General features: G+C 49.0%; 22 protein-coding genes. 11 read left to right on the top strand and 11 right to left on the bottom strand.

Annotated features, from left to right (window positions below):
- Positions 1-247: 247 nt before the first annotated feature.
- On the top strand, positions 248-1,384 hold the full coding sequence (locus BLT01_RS03435) for a M20 family metallopeptidase (RefSeq protein WP_092094986.1): 1,137 nt from the start codon (positions 248-250) through the stop codon (positions 1,382-1,384).
- A 57-nt stretch (positions 1,385-1,441) separates the two neighbouring features.
- Here BLT01_RS03435 and BLT01_RS03430 read toward each other — a convergent pair whose 3' ends face one another.
- The 5 genes from BLT01_RS03430 to BLT01_RS03410 all read right to left on the bottom strand — a co-directional run bounded on the left by BLT01_RS03430 (position 1,442) and on the right by BLT01_RS03410 (position 5,809).
- Positions 1,442-2,410, bottom strand: coding sequence for a proline dehydrogenase family protein (locus BLT01_RS03430; RefSeq protein ID WP_092094625.1), 969 nt, complete (start codon positions 2,408-2,410; stop codon positions 1,442-1,444).
- A 148-nt stretch (positions 2,411-2,558) separates the two neighbouring features.
- Positions 2,559-3,941, bottom strand: a complete 1,383-nt coding sequence (gene gdhA, locus BLT01_RS03425; protein WP_092094623.1) for an NADP-specific glutamate dehydrogenase — start codon at positions 3,939-3,941, stop codon at positions 2,559-2,561.
- Between the two features lie 196 nt (positions 3,942-4,137).
- Entirely contained in the window at positions 4,138-4,782 is a 645-nt protein-coding gene (locus tag BLT01_RS03420; protein ID WP_092094622.1) for a YfbR-like 5'-deoxynucleotidase, read from the bottom strand.
- 100 nt (positions 4,783-4,882) lie between these two features.
- Positions 4,883-5,215, bottom strand: coding sequence for a general stress protein (locus BLT01_RS03415; protein ID WP_092094620.1), 333 nt, complete (start codon positions 5,213-5,215; stop codon positions 4,883-4,885).
- A gap of 63 nt (positions 5,216-5,278) precedes the next feature.
- Positions 5,279-5,809, bottom strand: coding sequence for a sigma-70 family RNA polymerase sigma factor (locus BLT01_RS03410; RefSeq protein ID WP_092094618.1), 531 nt, complete (start codon positions 5,807-5,809; stop codon positions 5,279-5,281).
- A 314-nt stretch (positions 5,810-6,123) separates the two neighbouring features.
- On the opposite strand from BLT01_RS03410, the gene BLT01_RS03405 reads away from it, so the two are divergent.
- Positions 6,124-6,645 carry a cupin domain-containing protein gene (locus tag BLT01_RS03405; protein ID WP_092094984.1) on the top strand — a complete coding sequence of 174 codons (522 nt, stop codon included), beginning with the start codon at positions 6,124-6,126 and terminating at the stop codon, positions 6,643-6,645.
- 115 nt (positions 6,646-6,760) lie between these two features.
- On the top strand, positions 6,761-7,417 hold the full coding sequence (locus tag BLT01_RS03400; RefSeq protein WP_092094616.1) for a hypothetical protein: 657 nt from the start codon (positions 6,761-6,763) through the stop codon (positions 7,415-7,417).
- A gap of 77 nt (positions 7,418-7,494) precedes the next feature.
- Here BLT01_RS03400 and BLT01_RS03395 read toward each other — a convergent pair whose 3' ends face one another.
- Together BLT01_RS03395 and tagD are read right to left on the bottom strand one after the other, a co-directional pair.
- Positions 7,495-8,652, bottom strand: a complete 1,158-nt coding sequence (locus tag BLT01_RS03395) for a CDP-glycerol glycerophosphotransferase family protein (RefSeq protein ID WP_092094614.1) — start codon at positions 8,650-8,652, stop codon at positions 7,495-7,497.
- Positions 8,649-9,044 carry a glycerol-3-phosphate cytidylyltransferase gene (gene tagD, locus BLT01_RS03390; RefSeq protein ID WP_092094612.1) on the bottom strand — a complete coding sequence of 132 codons (396 nt, stop codon included), beginning with the start codon at positions 9,042-9,044 and terminating at the stop codon, positions 8,649-8,651. Before tagD ends, BLT01_RS03395 begins: the two co-directional genes overlap by 4 nt.
- A gap of 184 nt (positions 9,045-9,228) precedes the next feature.
- On the opposite strand from tagD, the gene BLT01_RS03385 reads away from it, so the two are divergent.
- Genes BLT01_RS03385 through tagH form a run of 3 tightly spaced genes read left to right on the top strand, consistent with a single transcriptional unit; the run spans position 9,229 to position 12,063 of the window.
- The gene (locus tag BLT01_RS03385; protein WP_245696866.1) at positions 9,229-10,404 is read left to right on the top strand and encodes a CDP-glycerol glycerophosphotransferase family protein; all 1,176 of its coding nucleotides are present in this window, start codon (positions 9,229-9,231) and stop codon (positions 10,402-10,404) included.
- A 25-nt stretch (positions 10,405-10,429) separates the two neighbouring features.
- On the top strand, positions 10,430-11,236 hold the full coding sequence (locus tag BLT01_RS03380) for an ABC transporter permease (RefSeq protein ID WP_092094607.1): 807 nt from the start codon (positions 10,430-10,432) through the stop codon (positions 11,234-11,236).
- Positions 11,237-11,253: 17 nt separating this feature from the next.
- Complete coding sequence (gene tagH, locus BLT01_RS03375) at positions 11,254-12,063, top strand: teichoic acids export ABC transporter ATP-binding subunit TagH (RefSeq protein WP_092094605.1); 810 nt, start codon at positions 11,254-11,256, stop codon at positions 12,061-12,063.
- 109 nt (positions 12,064-12,172) lie between these two features.
- Here the strand turns inward: tagH and BLT01_RS03370 are convergent, their stop codons facing one another.
- The 3 genes from BLT01_RS03370 to BLT01_RS03360 all read right to left on the bottom strand — a co-directional run bounded on the left by BLT01_RS03370 (position 12,173) and on the right by BLT01_RS03360 (position 15,568).
- Positions 12,173-13,480, bottom strand: coding sequence for a GTPase family protein (locus tag BLT01_RS03370; protein ID WP_092094603.1), 1,308 nt, complete (start codon positions 13,478-13,480; stop codon positions 12,173-12,175).
- 123 nt (positions 13,481-13,603) lie between these two features.
- Positions 13,604-14,017: a pyridoxamine 5'-phosphate oxidase family protein gene (locus BLT01_RS03365; RefSeq protein ID WP_092094601.1), complete on the bottom strand. Its 414-nt coding sequence runs from the start codon at positions 14,015-14,017 to the stop codon at positions 13,604-13,606.
- Between the two features lie 87 nt (positions 14,018-14,104).
- Positions 14,105-15,568 carry an alanine/glycine:cation symporter family protein gene (locus BLT01_RS03360; protein ID WP_092094599.1) on the bottom strand — a complete coding sequence of 488 codons (1,464 nt, stop codon included), beginning with the start codon at positions 15,566-15,568 and terminating at the stop codon, positions 14,105-14,107.
- Positions 15,569-16,080: 512 nt separating this feature from the next.
- On the opposite strand from BLT01_RS03360, the gene BLT01_RS03355 reads away from it, so the two are divergent.
- Positions 16,081-17,067, top strand: coding sequence for a DUF1672 family protein (locus tag BLT01_RS03355; RefSeq protein ID WP_092094597.1), 987 nt, complete (start codon positions 16,081-16,083; stop codon positions 17,065-17,067).
- A gap of 25 nt (positions 17,068-17,092) precedes the next feature.
- Positions 17,093-19,231, top strand: coding sequence for an SA1320 family protein (locus BLT01_RS03350; RefSeq protein ID WP_092094595.1), 2,139 nt, complete (start codon positions 17,093-17,095; stop codon positions 19,229-19,231).
- A 100-nt stretch (positions 19,232-19,331) separates the two neighbouring features.
- Here the strand turns inward: BLT01_RS03350 and BLT01_RS03345 are convergent, their stop codons facing one another.
- Positions 19,332-19,898: an IS3 family transposase gene (locus BLT01_RS03345; RefSeq protein WP_176765019.1), complete on the bottom strand. Its 567-nt coding sequence runs from the start codon at positions 19,896-19,898 to the stop codon at positions 19,332-19,334.
- A gap of 582 nt (positions 19,899-20,480) precedes the next feature.
- Here BLT01_RS03345 and BLT01_RS03340 point away from each other — a divergent pair.
- The 3 genes from BLT01_RS03340 (at position 20,481) to essB (ending at position 22,505) form a co-directional block, all read left to right on the top strand.
- Entirely contained in the window at positions 20,481-20,774 is a 294-nt protein-coding gene (locus BLT01_RS03340; RefSeq protein ID WP_092094591.1) for a WXG100 family type VII secretion target, read from the top strand.
- Between the two features lie 82 nt (positions 20,775-20,856).
- A complete protein-coding gene (locus tag BLT01_RS03335) occupies positions 20,857-21,096 on the top strand; it encodes an EsaB/YukD family protein (protein ID WP_092094589.1) in 240 nt (79 codons plus the stop codon).
- Positions 21,097-21,152: 56 nt separating this feature from the next.
- Positions 21,153-22,505: a type VII secretion protein EssB gene (gene essB, locus BLT01_RS03330; RefSeq protein WP_092094587.1), complete on the top strand. Its 1,353-nt coding sequence runs from the start codon at positions 21,153-21,155 to the stop codon at positions 22,503-22,505.
- Positions 22,506-22,512 lie beyond the last annotated feature (7 nt).

The raw sequence follows: 22,512 nt of genomic DNA, 5'->3' as shown, positions 1-22,512 counted from the left end.
CACAAAAAAAGGTGGATAACCTGTTGATAGTGTTTGTGAATGGTGCTTCATTGCATGTTTGTCGGTGTGGATGATGTGCATAGAGTTATCCACAGATTCTGGACAAGTCGGATTTTGTCGAAAAGTTTTCTGCCTGCCGCATCATTTTTCGGCTTTCAGCTACATAGAATAGCAGGTTCATTGACTCGCCCGAAGCGGTATAATGAAAAGGGAACCATTAATCAGGCAGCGAATGGAGTGGATCATCATGGAGCAATTCCTGAACAGCCGGCAGACCGAGATGCTCGGCCTTCTCGAGCAGCTTGTCAATACTGACTCCGGCTCAAGAAACAAGGCGGGAATCGACAAAATCGGAAGCATCCTGAAAGAAGCGTACGTCAATCTCGGATTTGACGTGCAGACAGTCAGCCAGGAAATCCAAGGCAATCACCTCATCATCCGGCATAAGGACGCGAAGGACCCTGAAATTCTGATAGTTGCCCACATGGATACGGTTTTCCGTGACGGAACAGCTGCGGAGAGACCGTTTTCAGTGAAAGATGGCCGTGCATACGGGCCTGGCGTCATCGATATGAAGGCGAGTCTCGTCACGCTTCTTTATGCTGTACAAGCCATCGCAGACAGCGGGCGTCCAGGCCTGGACAATATCGAGATCCTTCTCACAAGCGACGAGGAAATTGGCTCAATCACGAGCCGTCCGATGATCGAGGCCCATGCTGAAGGAAAAAAAGCCGCACTGATCATGGAGCCCGCGCGCAAGGACGGCTCACTCGTCAGCGCACGTAAAGGCGGCGGTGACTATACGATCCATGTGCACGGCGTAGCCGCGCACTCCGGTATTGAACCCGAAAAGGGGCGCAGTGCTACGGAAGAGCTCGCCCACAAGATCATCAAACTTCATGCGCTAACAGACTATAATGAAGGCATCACAGTCAATGTCGGCATCATACAGGGTGGAGATGCGGTGAATGTCGTGACGCCTGAGGCCGTCGGGTATGTGGACATCCGAACGACGAAATTGTCTCAGGCAGAGCCGCTTGATCATAAGATCCGGGAAATCTGTGCAACTCCTGATGTGGAAGGAACACGCATCACTGTTGAAGGTACCATCGACCGCCCGCCGATGGAGCGGACAGAAGGGACAGCCCGCCTGATTGAACAGATCCGGGAAATCGGTTCTGAAATCGGGATTGATGTGACTGATACCGCAACAGGCGGAGGAGGGGATGCATCCTATACCTCCGCAGCAGGGATTCCGACAATCGACGGGATGGGCCCGGTCGGAGGGAATGCTCACCGCGAAGACGAGTATTTGGAAATCGACTCGTTTGTTCCGCGATGCCGCCTGCTCGCCGAAACCATCGTCAGCCTGACAGAGCAATGACAGGAAAAGGACCGCATATCCGGGACAAATCCGGATGTGCGGTCCTTTTTGTGAGCTTCAGCGGCGCTTCGTTACGCGGCCGAGCAGGAAGGCGCCTGCAGCGATGGCGATGACGCCATTGGTCTTTGGCGTGAATACTTGCTTTGCAACAAGGTTGAGGTTCTGCGGGCGTTCTGCGAGACGGCGCATGAAGTAGCCGTACCAGTCTTTGCCGAATGGCACATAGGTGGTGAAGAGGTATCCTTCTTTTGCAAGTTCAAGCTGCATGTCGCGACGGAATCCGTAAAGCATCTGGAACTCGAATTGATCCCGCGGTATATTGTTTTCTTCCGCGAATTTTTTCACGTGGTCGATGACGTGGTGGTCATGGGTGGCAATAGAAGTGAATTTGCCGTGAAGAAGGTGGTATTCAATAAGCTTTATGAAGTTCCGGTCGATATCTTCCTTTTCCGTATAAGCGACGCTAGCCGGCTCTTTGTAAGCGCCCTTTACGATACGGAGGCGGTAGTCCTTGTAGTCGCGGATGTCGTCCTCTGCACGGTGGAAGTACGCCTGGATGACGGTGCCGACATTCCCGTAGTCTTTGGAGAGCTCGTCCAGAATGTCGAACGATGGCTGGAGACGGGCATAGTCTTCCATATCGATATTGACGAACATGTCATATTTCGATGCCGCCGCAACAATCTCGCGCAGGTTGGAAAGTGCGAAGTCGTAGTCAATATCAAGACCGAGCTGGGACGCTTTAAGTGAGACATGGGCATCGACGCCGGCTTCGTGGATGGCTTCCACGACATTCAGGATCTGATTTTTGGCGGCGGTTGCTTCTTCCCGGTCATAGACGAACTCACCGAGGTTATCCACCGTAGCGGAGATCCCGTTTTTGTTTAACTCTTTTATTGTCTCAATGGCTTCATGAATATCCGTGCCGGCTACGACACTTTGTGCGCCGAGCTTCAGGCCGTATTTTTGTGCGGCAGCGTTCAGGAACTGGTTCTGGGAAAGACCGATAAAGAATTCTTTAAGCATGTCAACGGCTCCTTGCCATAAATATTAGATTCGACATGATTATATCACTAGTTTGCCGTTGTAAGGGAATATTTTTGCCCCAACAGGAAAAACTCCCTGATTTCAGGGAGTCGGATGACAATATTTTTTGCACCTGATGGGCCGAAACTTAGTGCAGGCCGTGGGCGACCATCGCATCCGCCACTTTTTTGAATCCGGCAATGTTCGCGCCGACCATCAGATTATGTTGGAATCCGTATTGCTCCGCTGTTTTCACACAGTTTTTATGGATGTCAACCATGACGCGGTGAAGTTTCTCGTTTACTTCTTCCTCGGTCCAGGAATAGCGCATGCTGTTCTGAGACATTTCCATCGCGGACACTGCGACGCCGCCTGCATTGGCCGCCTTGGCAGGACCGTAGAGGATGCCGTTTTCCAAGAACAGATCAATCGCTTCCTGGTCGCATGGCATGTTCGCCCCTTCGGCGATAGCAATCAGGCCGTTCTCGATCAGTTTGGCAGCCGAGGCCTCATCGAGTTCATTTTGAGTGGCGCAAGGCAGTGCGATTTCACAAGGGAGCGACCAGATTTCCGTGCAGCCTTCTGTGTAAGTGGCCTCAGGATGGAATTGAACGTAGTCCTTGATTCTTCGGCGCTCGACTTCTTTCAGCTGCTTGACGGTTTCAAGGTTGATGCCTGCAGGGTCATGGATATAGCCATTCGAATCACTGCAGGCGATGACTTTGGCGCCGTATTCGATTGCCTTCTCCATCGCATAGATTGAGACATTCCCGGATCCTGAAACGACAGTTGTTTTATCTTCCAAGTCGAGACCGTGGTGCTTCAGCATTTCGACGGTGAAGTAGACGAGGCCGTAGCCGGTTGCTTCCTTCCGGCCGAGACTGCCCCCGCTTTCCGGGTCTTTCCCGGTGAAGACGCCCGCTTCGTAAGCGTTCCGCAAGCGCTTGTAGTGTCCGAACATATAGCCGATTTCCCTCTTGCCGACCCCAATGTCTCCGGCGGGAACATCTGTGTCCGGTCCGACATGCTTGCTGAGCTCAGTGATGAAGCTCTGGCAAAAGCGCATGATTTCACGGTCTGTCTTTCCTTTCGGATCGAAATCGGCTCCGCCTTTGCCGCCGCCGATCGGAAGGCCGGTCAGCGCATTTTTGAAAATCTGTTCGAAGCCAAGGAATTTAATGATGCTGTCGTTGACGGAAGGATGGAAGCGCAACCCGCCTTTATACGGTCCGAGCGCACTGTTGTATTGGACGCGGTATCCGCGGTTCACATGAACCTTCCCATTATCGTCTTCCCATGTCACCCGGAATGAAATGATCCGCTCGGGCTCCACAATCCGTTCCAGCACGCCGTCCCGAATGTATTCCGGATGCTGTGCGAAGACGGGGCGGAGGGAGTCGAAGATTTCGCGGACTGCCTGAAGGAATTCCTTTTGTCCAGGATTTCGGCGTTTGACGAGTTCGAAGACTTGGTGGACATAGTCATTTGCATTGCGCCGTGCCTCTTCCTTTACGTCTCTGACCATCTGCATGATGCATCATTCCTTTCCTGGAATCGAAAAAAGGAACCGACAGGGATTCCTTGTTCCTTTTCGACTATGTTTTCTCAAAAAATGTTATGAACCTGATTTCATAATTATACACAGACAATGAATCATTTTCAATACCGAATTTTCGGATTATGGAAGTTAATAGAAACTGTTCGAACAATTGTCACAATGTTGACGCCTATTCATTTTGCTCTTTTTGCTGATTCAGGATCCGTATGGTCAGGCTTTTGACATCCACTGCTGTTTTCTCGCTGACTACATCTTCCAATATGACATCGCGGAAATAAGCCACGCTCTTTTTTAGTGGCATCTCCAGGATCTTGGTGAGTGCAATTTCGTACATCTGGATAAAGTCGGGCTCTGTGTTTCCGCGTTTGAGTTCAGCGTAAGCTTCATAGAACTGGTCCAATTTATCGGCAAGTTCCAAAAGCCGGCCTTCCAGTGTACCGTCCTTGCCTTCTTTCATGCGCTGGAAGAATACGCTCTGGAATTCTTCGGGAATTTCCCGCAAGATGAACTTCTCCATCATTTTTTCCTCTACCGTAGCAAGCATTTGCTTAAGTTCCGGGGAGGAATGCTTGACGGGCGTCTTGATGTCACCGATAAAGACTTCGGCAAAATCGTGATTGATCGTTTTTTCGTAGAGCGATTTCCAATCCACTTCCGCGCCGCCCATTTCTTCCAGCGTCCCGAAAAACATGGCGTACTGTGCGACTTTCCATGAGTGGGCGGCTACGTTGTGTTCTTCAAACTTGAATTTTCCGGGTGCGCGGATGATCCGCTCCAAGTCATTCAGGCTAGTGAAAAATTTATGGATGCCCATGCTGCTTCCTCCTTTCTTTGTTCTCGATCTCTTTCAGTTTATTCTTGCCTGTTTCCGGTATTTAAAAACGCCGCCCGGTCCGGACGGCGTTTAAAGCATTTTATTTGTCCGTTGCGTCCTGTGCGACGATGACCAGGCGTCCACCGTCCAGGACTTTCTCGTACTCGTCCGCTTCCTGCTGGGAAAGTCCGACGCCTTCAAATTCCGAACGGAGCTCGTCGCCGCGTTTTGCGACAAGGTTCTTCATGCCTTTGAAAAAGCCGGTATCGCTCATGCCTGCCGTTTCGACGTCGAGCACTTCCGCGATGTCTTTTTCCCGCTCATCGGAGTGTGCAAACAGATAAATTTGATCTTTGTCATATCCCTGCGTGACCAGCTTGTCAATTTCATCACGTGCTTGCACGCCGTTTTCTACTGTCAGTACTTTTACCATAAAGAATCCCTCCTGATTGTCATTCAAGCGTTCATACTTATCTATACCCGGGCAACTTGCGGACTAAACAGCTGCCTCTTCTTCTGCCATTGCGGTAATCTGCTTCCTGAGCCTGACCAGAATGCGTTCACGGCGCTTTTTGATACCCGGAACAGAGATTCCGGCCAGCCGGGCGCATTCAGTGTAAGGCATCCGCTCCGCAAACAGGCGGAACAGCAAAAGTCGGTCATCTTCTGTCAGAGAGGCAAGGGATTTGCGGAGCAGGGGAAGCCGGTCATCGGAAACTTCCAAGTGTTCCTCCATTGCCTGATGGCCTGACAGGGCTTCCATTATATCCGGAGCGAAAGCGGAGGCGGACTCAGCGTACCGGCTTTCTTTTTTGAGTTCATCAAGCATCGCTCCCCGGATCGTCCGGTACGCAAATGGCGCGAAATGCCCCCGCGCACTATCATACCTGACACAGGCTTGACAGAGGGCGAGGCGGGCCGCCTGCCGGAAGTTATCATGATCCCTTCGGATATTCAGCTGGCGAATCGCAGCGGAAATCATCGGTTCATATTGCAATAGGAGGTCTTCCGTGTTCACGTTTATCATGATTCTTCGGCCTTTCAGGCCGTGCACGGCGCAGCGTTTTCCCGGGTATGTACAGCCTAATGAAACCTCGATGCCCAGTCGAATGGGCCAATCTGAATGTCAATCGCTCAACTTTCAATTTTAAAGGCCTCAAATTTTGATTTTGGGACACTCGAACAAAGAAAAAGAGCTTTCTTTTGTGGAATAAGACCTATTTAAGGCTGCTACTGTCTGCTGAAAATTGAAATATGGCTTCTTCCAGAACGGAAACGGTTAGAGGAGCGCAGACGGGTAAATAAAAAAGAGAATGAATGAGGGAAGAAAGGACGGATCAGATGGATATTCAAGTGCAATCGTTTTTCCTGAAAGAGGACGGACAGACTCCGAATAATCCGACACTTCCGGTCATTTTCTACCAGAATGCATTTGACGGGGAGGATGGTGGACAAAGCCCGGAAGACATCGAGGGGGCATTCAAAAGTCATGGCTGGACAACCGGCTGGACAGGCGATGTCCATGATGAACTCCACTACCATTCCAACACACATGAGGTTCTCGGTGTCCGGCTGGGCAGCGGAACGATACTGGCAGGCGGGGACTCCGGCCAGCGCCTGGAGGTCAAGCCGGGAGATGTAATTTTGCTTCCTGCCGGCACTGGTCATATGAAAGTGGATTCCAGTGATGACTTTGAAGTTATCGGCGCCTATCCGGATGGGGCTGAGCCGAATAAGATAAAGCACGACCCGGCAAAGGCTGCCCAGGCCAAACATACAATCAGCAATGTCGGCATCCCTCAACTAGACCCGGTCTTTGGTGAGGACGACCAGAGCCCGGTGCGTCATAAGTGGATCAAATAAATCACCTTGTACAAGGCTTCCGCATACTGCGGGAGCTTTTCTGTTTGTACGCAAGGTGAAGAGAACTTAAAAAAGACGTATAATGAGGAAAAAGAAACAGTGAGGGGGGAGCATCATGGAGGAACAGGACAAGCAGCCGGTTTGCCTCTATCCGGACTGGCCTGAAGCAGGCGGCTGGCTGGCCCGGCGCAAAAAACGCGAGGAACTTCTGGAGCATTATTATCCGAAAAGACAATATGAGAAAGAAGCCCGGCGTGAAATGTCGGCTGTATTATCGGAATTCGAGGAGAAATTCCGGCGCTGGTATCCCGCCTTGCCGGATCCCGGCCACTCCGCCCTTCACCAGAGCAAACCCCGGCGCCATAGCCGCGGCGAGGATGTGCGTGAAGCGGTCAGGCTATACCGGGCAAAGAATATCGGTTACGGGAAGCTCAGCCGGATCCATGATGCGCTCGACTTGTACTACCTGATGGAAGCCCAGTCCGCTTATTACAAGCAGGAGATCGATAAGGCGGCACAGGCTCAAAAATGGATTGGGGAAGATCATTTCAGCGGATTTTTCCCCGACGTGGCCGAATGTATGCAGGAACGGCTGAAAGGACTCGTAAGGAGCGGGTTTGATACGCTACTGGAACTGCAGGAGCGCCAGCGCGAAGCCGAACAGACGGTCCAGCGCCTGGTGGAAGGCAATGGCGCACTTTGGGCGCGTGCAGCCGAGCTTGCCAGCGACATTCTCATGTACCCGGTCAGGCAGATGGGAAAGAAGAAGTAACTCAAATGATGATGCATAGTTGTCGAATCCAACATCATGAAGATTAAAAAACAGGCTTCCAGCGGGGAAGCCTGTGCTTATTGCCCATAGATCCGGTCGATCAGCTTTCGGCTGGATCGCCCATCTGAAAACTCATTCCATTCAGAGTTGAATCGTTCGATACGATTGTAATCAACGGCGGGATCATTGATGTGCATGATGATTTCTCCCGTAGTTTTCGCAATAGGCCCGGGGAAGAAATCAGGTGAATCTGCCCATATCCCCGTTTTTTTCGAATACTCTTCCAGGTCATGCAGGTGGAAAATCATCTTGCGGCGCAACAGGGCATATTCAAACGGAAGTGAGGAATAATCGGTCACAAGTATATCTGCTGCTGCCAGCAGTTCGTTTGCGTTTGGGTATGCGCCGACGTCAATTAGCCGGGGGTGTTCAGGCAGCGAAGAGATTCCCCTTACTGCAGGATGCAGCCTGATCATCACGATGAAGTCATCGGGTATTCCGGTCAGTAGTTCCCCGATATCCAGGGGAATATGCTGATCATCGAGTTGATCTTTCCGGAACGTCGGTGCATAAAGAACGATCTTTTTTCCGCGTACCGCCGGATATCTATGTAAAACCTTTTCTGCTCCTCCGGCTATTGCGGCCGGGTCAAAATAAAAGTCCGTCATCGGAACCCCCGTAGGGAGGAAGTGGCCGTCGCCGATGTTAAACGATGACATAAAGATGGATTTCATCTTTTTGGAACCGACAGGGATCCGGGAAAAACGGTCATACACAGCCTGGAAACGTTTCTGAGCCCTTCGGCTTCTCTTGGATGTTTCGGGATCTGTCCAACCAAAACGTTTAATGGCTCCTGCTGCATGCCATAACTGCACTGGCTCGACGCCTCTACGGAAGCGCAGCCCGGATAAGATCCCGACGTAATTGTCGATAAACACGTATCTGGCGGTTGCCAAATGATAGATCGACATCACCATATCCCGTATATTACCGCTCTCGAACGTGTAGACTTTCTTCCGAGCCGGAGCCGTATCGGAAAAATCAATTCGGCATCGCGAATCATTCAAAAAAATGACCGGCTGATTGTCTATCTTTCCAAGCTCATTCGCCACGTACCAGGCATTATTCCCGAAAGAAGAGAGGAAAACCGTTTTCTTTTGTAATGGGAAGGCCTTAAAAGCAGTGAAAAACAAGGAAACCAACCAAACATAAAGGGATATCAGACTATCCTTCATTGCGCTCTGTCTTTTAGGTCCTCTTTAATCTTTGTGGATGAAATTCCTTCCGTACGTGGAAGATAAATGACTTCGCAATGTTCAGCGAGTTCGTCAAATTTCCCTTCCCAGTCAGAGCCCATAACAAAAACATCGATATGATGATTTTGGATGTCCTCCACTTTCTGTCCCCAGTGCGATTCGGGGATTACTTCATCGACGTATCTGATGGCTTCGAGGATCATTTTCCGTTCCTCAAAAGGGTAGTATGCCTTTTTTCCTTTGATGGCGTTGAATTCGTCAGTGGAAACACCCACAATCAGATAATCCCCGTATTCCTTCGCTCTGCGGAGTATGTTAATGTGGCCGTGGTGGATGAGGTCGAACGTTCCGTAAGTAATGACTCGTTTCATTGTTTGACATCTCCTCAATCTGGGTCAGGATCCTACTCCTGATAATAATAAAATGTTGAATCGTATGTTATTATATACAACATGTTCTTAAAAAAATAGCGCTGAACCTGAAGCGTGCCAATCTGAAACCTATTTGTAATAGGAATGCAATCAAAGTCAAAGGGTGATCGGTTCCATGTCCGTTATGCACAAGATCAAGAAGAGTGCTCTTCCGCAGTGGATCTTCCATGTCGCTTTCAGGGTGATGGGGCTATTGCCGAGAAAAAAGAAAACCGTGTTTTTTGAGAGCTTCCATGCCAAGCAATATAGCGATAGCCCGCGTGCCATTTACGAATATATGAGAAAGCATCGTCCGGAGTACCGGCTTGTCTGGAGTATCGATAAACGTTCAACGGAACTTTTTGAGAGGCATGGCGTTCCGTATGTGAAGCGATTCACCCCCAAGTGGTTCATGGAATTTCCGCGGGCCAAGTATTGGGTGAACAATGTCCGCCTGCCCGGCTGGATGCCGAAACCGCCGGGCACGATCTATGTGCAGACCTGGCACGGAACTCCGCTGAAAAAGTTGGGGTTGGATATTGAGACGGTCCATATGCCGGGAACTGACACAGACAACTATCGGCGGAATTTCCTCAGTGAGTCTTCAAAATGGGATTTTCTTGTGTCCCCGAATGCTTATTCAACAAACATCTTCAAGCGGGCATTCGGGTTCAAGGGGGAGGTCATCGAATCCGGCTATCCCCGGAATGATCTCCTGACAAACTTTGCGGAATCGGACGTGCGTACAGTGAGGAAGGCACTTGGAATCCCTGATGGAAAAAAAGTGATGCTGTATGCACCGACCTGGAGAGACCATGATTTTTATGAAAAAGGGAAGTACAAGTTCGAATTTCAATTTGACCTGAAAAAATGGAAAGACCAGTTCTCGGATGAATGGGTCCTGTTGACGAGAATGCATTACCTGATTGCTGAGAACTTCGATTTTTCGGGTTACGATGGTGCAGTCATCGACGTATCCCATTACCCGGATATCCGGGAACTCTATATCACGTCCGATTTGTTGATTACGGATTATTCTTCTGTGTTTTTCGATTACTCTGTCCTGGGCAGACCTATCGTTTTCTATATGTACGACCTGGATCAGTACCGGGACCAACTAAGAGGTTTTTATTTCGCAATTGAGGAAGAAGCCCCGGGACCCATCGTCCGTACGGAACGGGAACTGTTTGATGTGATCCGCAATATCGGCCAGCTGCAGCCGGAGAAAAGCGAAGCCTATCGTAAATTCCAGAAAACGTTCACTTCATTGGAGGATGGCCATGCGGCAGAGCGGGCAGTCAACGCTTTCCTCGGGTCGTGACATTAATCATGTAGGAGCTACCACTATGAAATCTGCTTTGACCGTTTTAAATGAACAAATCCGAAACTTTTTCCTGGCACGCCGGCTGTCACTTTACGAATTCAGGAGTGCGGCCACTGGCAGCTATTTAGGAGCTGCCTGGGAGGTTATCAATCCGGCTATCCAGATTATGATTTATTGGTTCGTGTTCGGTTTCGGAATCCGACAGCGGGAACCAATCGGGGATATTCCGTACTTTCAATGGATGTTCTCAGGAATTCTCGTCTGGTTCTTTATCAACCAGGGGATTATGAGGGGAACCAAGTCGGTCTATTCCAAGATTAAAATGCTCTCAAAAATGAACTTCCCGATGAGTGTAATTCCAAGTTACGTGATCCTTGCACAGTTTTACCCGCATCTGATCCTCCTTGGGCTGGGAATTCTTGTCCTCCAGTTCACAGGCTATCCGGTTTCAGTGTATTACTTGCAGCTGCCGATCTATACGGCCATCCTGCTGGTTCTTCTCTTAGGAATGACATTGATCACATCAACACTTGCGACGATTGTGCGTGATGTCCAGATGCTCCTGCAGTCCATTATGAGAATGCTGCTTTATTTGTCTCCAATTTTGTGGCCGCCAACTTTGCTGCCGGAATCTTGGCAGACGGCAGTCAAGATCAATCCGTTCTACTATATTGTGGAAGGTTACCGTTATTCCCTGTTAGGAGAAGGATGGTATTTCCTTGAGAATCCGGTCTATACGGTATACATGGTGGGTGTGGTATTGATTCTGTTCATGATCGGTTCTGCCCTTCATGTGAAATTCCGGAGTCAATTTATTGACTTCCTGTAATGAAAGTTGGGAAAACAATGTCCAAAGCAGTCATTGTAAAAGATGTGAGCAAGCGCTATAAATTGTATAAGAAGAATTCCGAACGGATCCTTGATCTGCTTTTGCCGTGGAAGGATGTTGGAGAGGACTTTTATGCGTTAAACGGAGTCTCTCTTGAAGTGGAACACGGGGAGATTGTCGGCTTCATCGGCATCAACGGTTCCGGCAAATCGACACTGTCAAATATCATTGCGGGCATCATTCCGCCAACTTCCGGTGAAGTTATTGCAAATGGAAGCATTTCGTTGATCGCGGTCAATGCCGGGCTGGATAATAACCTGACCGGGCGGCAGAATATTGAGCTTAAGCTGCTCATGCTCGGATTCAGCAAAGCGGAGATTGATTCCATGGAAGAGGAGATCATCGAGTTTGCCGAGATTGAGAAATTCATCGACCAGCCCGTGAAGTCCTATTCAAGCGGAATGAAGTCCCGTTTGGGCTTTTCCATCTCAGTCCGTGTGAATCCGGATATCCTGATTGTCGACGAAGCCTTGTCAGTCGGGGACAAAGCGTTTTCGGAGAAGAGTCTTGCAAAGATGATGGAATTCAAAGAACGGGGCAAGACGATGTTCTTTGTCAGCCACTCTTTAGGACAGATGCGAAAGTTTTGCGATCGGATCGTCTGGCTCGAGTACGGAACCATCCGGGAAATCGGGGAAACCGAAGAAGTGTTGAAGCATTACGATGCCTTCATGAAGGACTATCAGAAAATGTCCAAAAAGGAACGGAACCGGTATAGGGATGACGTGTTGGCCAAGCTCGGGAATACGGGCGGAAATCAGGAATGAATCTGCGACTCATTGACCGGTGGCTCATGCAAACAAGATCATCTTAAAAAGCAGTGGCCCGGACGCGGGAAGCGTCCAGGGCCACTGCTTTTTCTAATCTGCCAGCCACTCATGAAGTCTTCTGTTCTGCATCGAATTCTTTTTGAGCCTCTTTGATCACCTGTTTCAGCTGGTTTTCCGGTACGCCGCGCAAGTAATAAGCGACAGCCGCTTTGCCGATGGCGTAAGTACCGCCGCTGGCAATGGTCGCGCTGAGTGCCGAGCCGGCTCCGGGGAAGATGAGGTTCGCGAACTTGGTGCCCTGTTGGGCGACCATGCGGAGTGTGAAACCGGTAGCCCCAATCCCTCCGAGTGAGACGAGCAAATCCCTCGCGGTTTTAAATTCCAGCTCGCGCCCGGACAGATAGGCGATGATCATCATGAGCATCGACTGGAGGGTGAGGAGCACTGCAATATCCGAAGCGATGATCGGGCTCAGGGCAACGGTGGCACTCAAGGCTGAGAAAATCCGGATAAAGCGCTCAGCAATCCGTGTTGCCACCCGGTTCAGCCGCAAGGTCAGGCCGAGGTGGATGGCCGCCCTGACATCCAGATTGTCTTCCAAAAAATCCAGCAGTTCCTCGATTCCTTTCCGTCCGTCAAAGGCGATTTCCGGGTTGTCCTGGTCATCATTGGCTGCAACTTCGGATTCCCGGTGCCATTCGACATACGAGGAGACGGGAAGAACGGCTGTCGCATTTAATCCATGCTCGCTGAAGATGCGCTCCAGCTGTCCGGTTTTTTCCCTGATCAATTCCAGCTTATCTTCCGGGTACCGGTCAGGTTCCTTGACACGTGATGGATTCAGCTCGTCGATATGGGTCAGGATCGCCACAAGAGGAAGATTGCCGCCGGTCTTTTCCATCAGCTGTTTGGTGACGAGGACATCCTTGTCGATATGCGCCCGCTCCGTCGCTTTTTGGAGGAAAAGGAGGGCATCCGGCCGGAACTCGCGGATCACCCCCGCAAGCTCATCCTCCGCTTTGGTATCAAAGGTTTCCGATTCCCCGATGCCGCGGGTGTCGATCACTTCAAAATAAACCTGGCCGTCCGACTCATAGGTGAACCGCCGGGCCTCTTTCGTGCCGATTTCCACGTCGCTGACTTCGGCAAGGTATTTGCCGCTCATCGCATTGATGAGGCTGCTCTTGCCGACACCCGTCCTGCCGACCAGAACAAAGCGGGGCGGGCGCGGGTTTTTCAGTCCTTCCAGGAGGGCGTTCAGGTCATCGTCATCCGTGACGGCATCGACCAGTTTCCGCCGCTGTTTGTCCGAAATCAGATTTCCGGGCACTTTATCGATCAGCTGTTCTATGTAATTGTTCAAGTTCCCGATATGGCGCAAACGGTTTTGCATTTCCTCGAACTTGGGATTCACATTGAATTCTCCTTCCGTGTGGATGGTCCTATTATATCTTCTTTACCCCGGAGCATACCGGCTGAGACATGGCAGGACGAAAAGACCCTCCGGCAAAGATGCCGGAGGGCTGGGCAGCCAACCTTAAAAAGTTACGTCTTGTGGAGGTTGTCCTTTTTTGTTCATGACACGCATTGCATCGGGCTGCACTTTCAGGATGACGAGATTCGGGTCATCCGGACCGTCGAAATAGCTTTCCATCTGTTCATTCCAGACTTTATCGATGAGGCCTTCATCATCCGTCACTTCGACTGTCCCCATAATCTCCAGGTAGTCATCACCGAAGCCTTCGCCTTCATAGCCGATCAGGATATGTGTGTGCGGATTAACTTCGAGCTCGTCGACCTTGTCGGTCTGTTTCGAGGTGGCCGTGTACAGAGTGAAACCGTCGTTAAAGAATGTCATGTACCGGGTGAACGGCTTGCCGCCCTGGACGGTCGCCATTGTGCCGACCTTGCTTTCATCGAGTATGTTTTGTGCAGTTGCTTTTGTATCCATCCGAATCCCTCCCGTATTTGGAATGTCCCTGTTTACTATTCCCTTGGAGGTTCCAAATAAACGAAGTTGCCGGACGGAGAAAAGGAGTTACTTTTTACGGTCTTCATAGAACACTCTGAAGTCCGGATCCGGAATCCCGACGCCCAGCTCGCGCGCCTTGTAGTCCCGGAGAAGCTCGAAGAACCGTTTGCTCAGGAACAAGAGGACGACCAGGTTGACGAAAGTCGGGATCGCGGTCGTGATGTCGGCGAAGTACCAGACATACTTCCCCGGCAACTCGTAATAAACCGCATAGATGACAAGCAACAATCCCGGAAGCGGATAGACGAGCTGGAAAAACTTCAGTACTTTTCCTTTTAGGGACGCCTGGTCCGGCTTTCCGAACACCTGCCGCAACAGGATTTCATAGTATGTGTACCAACCGGTTGTCGTCGTCAGGCCGAACAGGAAGACGGAGATTGTGATGACAAAACGGCCGGCTTCGCCGATGCCTTCCTCAAAAGCGGCGAGAGTGAGGGAGGCGCCGTCCAGTCCGCTCGACCACATTCCGGTGATGATAATGGTGAGTGCGGTCACCGAACAGATGACCATCGTGTCGATAAAGACTTCTGCCGCGCCCCACATTCCTTGTTTGACCGGATGGTCGGTTTTCGCAGTGGAATGAATCATCGGGGACGTTCCCCAGCCGGCTTCGTTGGAATAGACTGCGCGCGCGACACCCATCTGGATGACCTGTGCAACAGCAGCACCGGTGAATCCGCCGACCGCCGCCATGCCGGTGAAGGCACTATCGAAAATCAGGCCGAATACAGGAAGGATGTCTCCTGCATTGGAAAAAATGATATACAATCCGGCCAACAGATAGAACAGGCACATTGCAGGAATGATCTTTGCCGCCGTCTCTCCGATCCGCTTGATCCCGCCGAGAATAATCAGATAAATTCCGATGACATAAATGATGGACGACGGAATCAGCCCGAATCCGAATGAGGAATCGATCGCCTCGGCGACCGTATAGTTCTGCAGCGTGATAAAGAATGTGGAAAAGATTCCGAAGCCGAACAGGAAGGCGGGAATCCACCAAAGCTTGAAGTTCCGCTCTTCTCCAAGACCTTTCTGCATGTAGTAGGTCGGCCCGCCGTACGGATCACCTTTTTCATCGGTGCTCCGGTAGTGGACGGCAAGGGTGACTTCGACCATCTTGGTCATCATGCTGAACAGTGCGGTGAGCCACATCCAGAACACCGCTCCGGGCCCGCCAACTGCAATCGCCGTCGCGACACCCCCGATATTCCCGACACCGACACTTCCGCCGATTGCCGTACTGACTGCCTGGAACGGTGTCAGAATCCCTTTTTCCGACTTGGATCGCTCCCGTTCCTCTTTTGAAAAGACCTTGCCGAATGTCGCCTTAAAAATGTGCGGAAGGTGAAAAAGCTGGAACACTTTGCTTCCGACAGTGAAATACAGGGCCACGAACAGGACGGTGAAGATAAGCGGCAGCCCCCACAGCCACCCCACGATTTTCTCCAGTATCAAATCCACAGACATTCCTCCTCAAGTAATCGATTCTCATGTATCTTAATTACGAAGATAGAACTTATCATAACGTGAATCATTTTTAAATGATAGATTTTTTAGATAACTCATGCTTAAAGATCCTTATTTCTTGGATATAGAGATTCGAACGCGGCATTAACTTCCTCGATGTTCAATCGATTTGTTTTACAATCGTAAAATAAAAGTCCAATAAATCCGTTTGTCAACCAAATTCACATTAAATCCCTTTTCATGTCTGAATGGTAGTTTTTTAGTTGTGTTATCTTATCGAGACTTTTTTCCTGATTTATAATCATTCATGTGTTGTTATCCCATATTGATGATTGCTTGGCTACAATGGAATAGTAAATATACGGAAAATTATCATTTAAGATGAATAGTCACAGGTGGGTGATGATAGTTTTGACTTCAGTTATTTAACCATGGATGGATACGCATGGTAAAAAGAAGACCAGGGCGCTCGAATAATAAAAAACTTGGATGGAACTGGGAGGGAAAACAACGTGAAAAAAAGAAAAATATGGGCGGTCTCTGCAGTCTGCATGGTACTCCTCAGTTATGGATGCGGCAATATCGAGAATCAAGAGCACAATGCCAGGGGAAAAGCCGAGGAATCCGCCGGCAAAGAATTAAAGGAGGAAGAAAAAGACTTGAATGCTTCCGCAAAAGAAAGTGACTATGTAAAAGAGAACTACGTAAGTGTACAGAGTTACAACGGTGAAGGTTATCAATTAAAGGATGCCAACAAGGAGATTGAAAAGAAAGCCCGTGCGTCGTCTTCTGAAATCGAGCAAGCAGTGAACCATTACTTTCAAGAACATTACAAAACTGAAGTGCAGGTCACAAATATCGTTGGAGCACGAGATGCTGCAACCGTATTTGTAGAATCAGTAGCAGATCCAAAATTTTTTACTTATGCGATTGTTCCCTATGACTTCAGTAATGAAGAGATTCGGATTGAGGGAGTCAGGACAGAAGAAGGGCAAGTAGAAAATGCTATTCATGGGTGGCTGTATGCGAAGGCCTATCCAGAGAAGTTTGAGAAACTGAATCAATTCTTAACGGATTTTGCCGAAATGTACGCAGTTACAGGATTAAATCCACAAGCAGTAAGAAATGTAGGCGGAAATGGATTTTCTAATCAATATTACTTGGTCAATCCGTTGGCGCTGACTTTTGAAGGAGTTTATAACATGTATTTGGAAAACCCTGAAATAGAAGGAGAGGAGATCCGCAAGGAACTGGAAAATTCAGGGGTAGTTGCAGATGATATTGCATTCGGTATTTCGTTGTATATGGATGAGGAAGGAGCGGAGCCTGACCAGTCAATAATGGATGAACTGAAAACATCCTTGACCAGGCTGGAAGGGATTCCGGCAGGTACTTATGCTTTGCACCTTAACGACAATTTCATTGATAAACGAAGAGCTTCAGGAAGCAAAACAAATACGTTAAAAAACATCGGGCCAAATGAAATCATAAAAGAATAAGGCAGTGGATGGAGGAGAAAGCGGTTTGGAGAAGACGGGAAGGAAAGAGTTCACTCAATTGACCTTTGCTCCAGAATCGAATATAAAATCATCCGATAGAATCCATTATGCAACCAATGATCGTGATCTTGTTGAGTTGGCAGGGGCTCATGCATATAAATATGTGCAAGGCAATGCGGACAATATCACTGTAAACGGAAAAGAATTCAAAGTAATCGATACGTTTTATGGCCATGAATCCGGCCTGGACGCTCTAACTGTTCAAAATCGGATCACTAAGGAGTATTCGGTAGTATATGTAGGAAGTGATCGTACTCAAATTGAGGAGGATTGGCTAAAAACGAATGCCAGGCTTCCAGGGGTAGTTGCACCGCCTCAATTGAAAGAGGCATACACTTATTTTCAGTACGTAGAGGACAATATTGGGCCTGTGTCACACGTCGCCGGGAATTCACTTGGGGGCGCAAATGCCAACTATGTGGGGGTCAGACGAACCGAGGTCAAGGTCGTAACACTTAACCCGGCAATGCTACCGGCAGGTGATTTCAATCCCGCCAAACACTACAGCAATATTACAAATTATTATGGAAAGCACGATATTCTGACCCATGTACAGGACACCCTCGGCCTAAACCGGGTACCTGGGAGAATCATCAAGCTCAATCACGGTGTTCCTGTATTGGATTTGTTGGCTCCGAATCATACAGGATATATCAAAGCCGATCCGGACGGGGTTTATGAAGTCGGTAAGCCGGGCGATCCCGGATATGGAAAAATCCAATTCGGCGCTGATGAGCACATTGTCCTCAGTTTCTGGACAGGCGAACCGATTCATGCGAGTGGGGGAGGGCTTATCGACATATCCAAGGCGGAAATGGAACAGCTTTCCGCTGGGATTCATAGTGAACTGATCGGCCGTTTCGGATTGGCAATAGGGTATATCCAATCTGCAGTTGAAATTGTGGAAGATGAAAGCGCGCGTTTTTCAGAGCGCGTTTCCATATTACAGGAGCAATTCGAGCGAATGATCGAGGAGGCGGCATCAGAACCTATTTTCAGTAGAATCGCTACTACTGGGGATTCGGCAAAACGGCTTACTGACAATTTGCTGGCTTTGCTCAGCCTGGCAGAGGCTAAATGCAGAGGGTTTGATAAGTGGCTGAATTCGCCTCCTATGGAGATTTTTGAACATTTCGGTGGTTTTAAGTTAGATGTCGGAACTTTATTTTCTCCGGCAAGAGAAGAGATATATAACTTGCAGCAAACTATCGATCAGTTCGTGGAAGCAAGCCGTTCCATCTTCTTTAATCTGATACCTTCTCTTTTTGAGAGCGGCAAAGACCTATTTGTTGATGCTGTCGTAGGGGAATTATTGGCGCATTATGGCGTGCTGGCAGGAAACCGGGAGAAAATGAGCCGGCAAATGGAAGAGTATGGCGGGCAAGTCGAGGATATCGCGAACAGATTTGTAGACAGGGACAATAGTCTTGCAGCTGCAATTATTTCGGGCACAGGATTGCCATCGGATGTAGGAGAAGTCCGGCAGACAACAGTTTTCCAGTTGGATGACTCACCCTATATGAAACTCCGGATGGGGATTAAAAACTTTCAGGTGGATTCTGCCCACGCTACGCTCAAATCAGCCGTCTCCAAACAATTGATGCCGGTTTTGTTTTCTGTCCAAACCGTTTTGTTCACCATTGAAAAAATGTTGGAAGCAATCCTTGTGGCCATAGATGCAGCGAAAGCTGTTGTGACATACAGCGTGCCGGGAATTGTTTCAGGGTTTGTTTCTTCAGGATACAAATCTGCAGTAGCCGCAGCAGCTAATTCAGCTAAAGAACCGATCATTGAAATAGAAGGCGTCGTGGAAGGAATTCGGAAGGCGGTCATGAATCTCATTGTCAATCTTCCTGGTATGCTCGATTACTTCCGCTCCTACATCGATACAGCCATATTTGAACCGGGCCGCTTTGTATCCGTTCAGATTTATAATCTTGCAGCTTCTGCGATATTGTCTGAAGTGGAAATGCAGTTTAATCATATCCTCTTTCAACTCTCAAATGAAAAAGGTGAAGCTATCGAAGCCTCCATTGATATTTCCAAAAATGTGAGGCATAATCTGGGGATTCTAAGGGAGCAAGTTGAAAGAGGAACGGTCTAAAGTGAATCGAACCCTATAAAGCGGACAGTTTAATAAAAGGCCCTGCTTATGCGGAGATGAGATGACTTCGATATTGTGCCGGAGTCATCTTTTTTAGATTCTAATGGTACCGGCGGTTGTTGGAATCGTAAATATACTCATCCACCAGCTGCTTGAGCTCATCGTATGTTTGGCATTGCCTAAAGTCCATTTCATCTTTCATATGACCGAAGAAGGATTCCATCGGCGCAATGTCCCAACAATGGGACATTGATTGTTTGATGTTCAGGTCCTTGAGGCGTTTCTGATACTCGGGATGGGTGTAGTGGACCCCTTGGTCTGAATGAAAGATGATTTCGGGATGAAGATTCTCTCCAAGAGCCTCCTCCAGCTTGTCCTGCTTCCGGTACACGATTGGCATGGAAAGGCTGATCATCAGTTCATAAGCGAGAATTTCCTTGGTCGCCACGTCCTTCACAGCGGAGAGGTAAGCAGGTTGGCCCTTGTCGTAATACAGATAAGTAATAACAGTCAGGAGGACCTTGCCCGACTCATCCTGCTGGAACTCACGATTCAGGTGATTAGACACCGTACGGTGTTCTAGTGTCGTCTTATCTGCCACATGAAGGATATTGGGATTGTCCTCGAGAAGTCGGCGAATGGATTCATTAATTGGTTGGCGGCTCATCGAAAATCTTCTCCGTTCAACTTTGTGTCCAGTATAACGGAGTTTTTGACCACAAAAAAACCCGAACCGGGACTTTTTTAAATGTCCGCAGTTCGGGGGCCAGTTCAAAGGAGAGTAATCATAGTTCCGATATATGCCGGCGGATGTCGTTTTTATTATTTTCATTAAAATTAGTATGGATTCAAGATAAGGAAGAATCAGGGTTTTAAAATGAATCTTAATACCCTTATAAGCGTGAGCTCTATCGGTCTTTAGATCTGTTTTTTAATCCCATTAAAGGGCATATGTATCTACAATTCTTCGTAATAAAGGTGTTTAATTTTGGTTTTTAATACCTTGAAAGTAGTGTTTACAATTCCTAAGGTCCTAATTTTATGAATCTTGATTTCGAATCTTTTTTGACAATTGGCCTGTACAAATGGTATTCAATAGAAAGAAAGATTTAAAGAATGCCAGGGAATCCCACCCGGTTATGACAGATTGCCCATGATGTGTCGGAAATACCTGCGGTGAAGAGCGCCGAGCTGATTCGCCAGACAGCAGTTATTTTAAATACTTTGAACCAAAAAGGAGATGGATGAAATGTCAGGTATCATTCGCGTAACCCCAGCCGAACTGGAAGCTATGTCCAACCGCTACAATAATGAATCCGGAGAAGTGGCAGCGCAGATCGGCCGTCTCGACGGTATGATTTCGGAACTCACTTCCGTATGGGAGGGTGCTTCGAGCCGTGCATTCGCTGAGCAGTATGAACGTCTCAAGCCACACTTCAATGACATGCGTGATCTTCTTTCGGAAATCGGTGTTCAGCTGAACCGCACAGGACAAGCCCTTCGTGATGCGGACGAGCAGATTGCCGGCCAAATCCGCAGCTGATCTGCCACGCGGTGAATATTTCTTGGAGCGCCTTTCAACCAACCGGAAGGCGCTCTTCCTTCATTAATGCGGGGGTGACTGTATGTACATCGAGATCACTGTGGACCTGACCCATTATGATGGAGGGGTTTTCGACCTCCGGCTGTCGGATTATCACACAATGAAGAAAGTGACAGAGATTGCCCGCCAGGCACAGGGTGTGACAAAATCCCAGCGGGAAGGGCACTGGATCAGGATCGCCAATAAAAACCAGGTGGTTCCAGGACATTTAACATTAGCAAAGTGCGGCATCCAGAGCGGGGACCGCTTGGAAATCCTTTGAAAGCATCTTTCACCACATACATATAGAGTTTGAACTTAGCAAAGGGGTAGACCGAAATGGCGATCGATAAACAACCGCTTACTTATATGGAGAAATTGCTGGACGCGGATATCCTGCATGAGGACCATCAAAGTTCGTTCATTTTCCAGACAGAACGGATCGGGATGAATAATGAAGCCGAAATCTCATTTCTGTCTGCAGCCGATCCGGTCATCCGGAAAGAGATCGATCTTAGCGGTGACGAACTGAAAATTACTGTTTCATTCCCGGAGCGTTATAAGCGGTTTAATTCGCTTATTGCTGAGGATGAGAAGACAAGGTGGATCTTCACCTCCAAGCTTGTCGACCTGGCAGAACGGTTTAGCAAAGGTCGGCTTCAGCCCATTGTCTGCCCGGAAAATATTGTGGTTGACAGCGGAATGACACCGCATTTTCTGCATTTTGGTGTGACGGACAGCCTGCCGCCAGAATCACCGGACCCGGCTCGGATTTGGCAGGAGACAAAAGCGGCGGTTGCTGTTGCGGTGGACGGGTCACGGAAGTTCGAAGAGTATCTTCATCACCACGATACACTCGATTTAAAACCGCATCCCGCAGCTGTCATGGCAGCTGCGGATCCGGACGCGCTCAGGGCCTATATTGACAGGGCAATAGCGAGTGTAAACCGGCGGGAGCAAGAGAATGTCCGCCTCCCGCTGAAGAAGTGGAAAACCGCGAAAATCCTGGGAGTTGTCTCCGGTGTACTCCTCGTTCCTTCACTTGCATTTACTCTGTACACCTTTGTCTATGAAAAACCGAAGACAGCTGCAATCCATGCAGCCCACCAAGCCTACCTGGCGATGAATTACAGTGATACCGTAACAGAACTATCCGACTACAGACCGGACAGCCTGCCGTATATCTCGCTTTTTGAGCTGGCTGATTCCTATGTCATCAATGAACGATTGACAGAGGAACAAAAGGAGAATATCCGTTCAAACATCACGCTGAAGACAGATGAAAACTATCTGAAGTATTGGGTGCTCATCGGCCGGAACGAAGCGGAGGAAGCGGTCGATATCGCCCGTGCGATGGAGGACCCGGTTCTCTTGGCATACGGGCTCGCCATCCGCCAGGAACAGATACGGGCCGACAAGGAACTGAGCGGGCAAGAAAAGCAGGAACAGATCGGGGAAATCGACAAGGAACTTGAAGAGATCCAAAAGGCGATGGAGGAATTAAAGCAAACTTCTGGTGCTAGTGTCACAACGGAAAAAGAGGAAACGCCAGTGAGTCCTGAAAAATCAGGCCAGGCCGATGGTGACGGGAAGTCAGACAAAGGGGATGCGAAGAAGGAATCCCAAAAGAACGAAGACAAGCCAACCGATCAACCGGAAGGCGATGCATCCGAAGAAAAAAGCGGCTCATAGAGCGTTT

The sequence above is a fragment of the Bhargavaea beijingensis genome (assembly GCF_900101985.1).
In the GTDB taxonomy this organism is placed as follows: domain Bacteria; phylum Bacillota; class Bacilli; order Bacillales_A; family Planococcaceae; genus Bhargavaea; species Bhargavaea beijingensis.
This window is presented reverse-complemented; position numbering and strand designations above follow the sequence as displayed.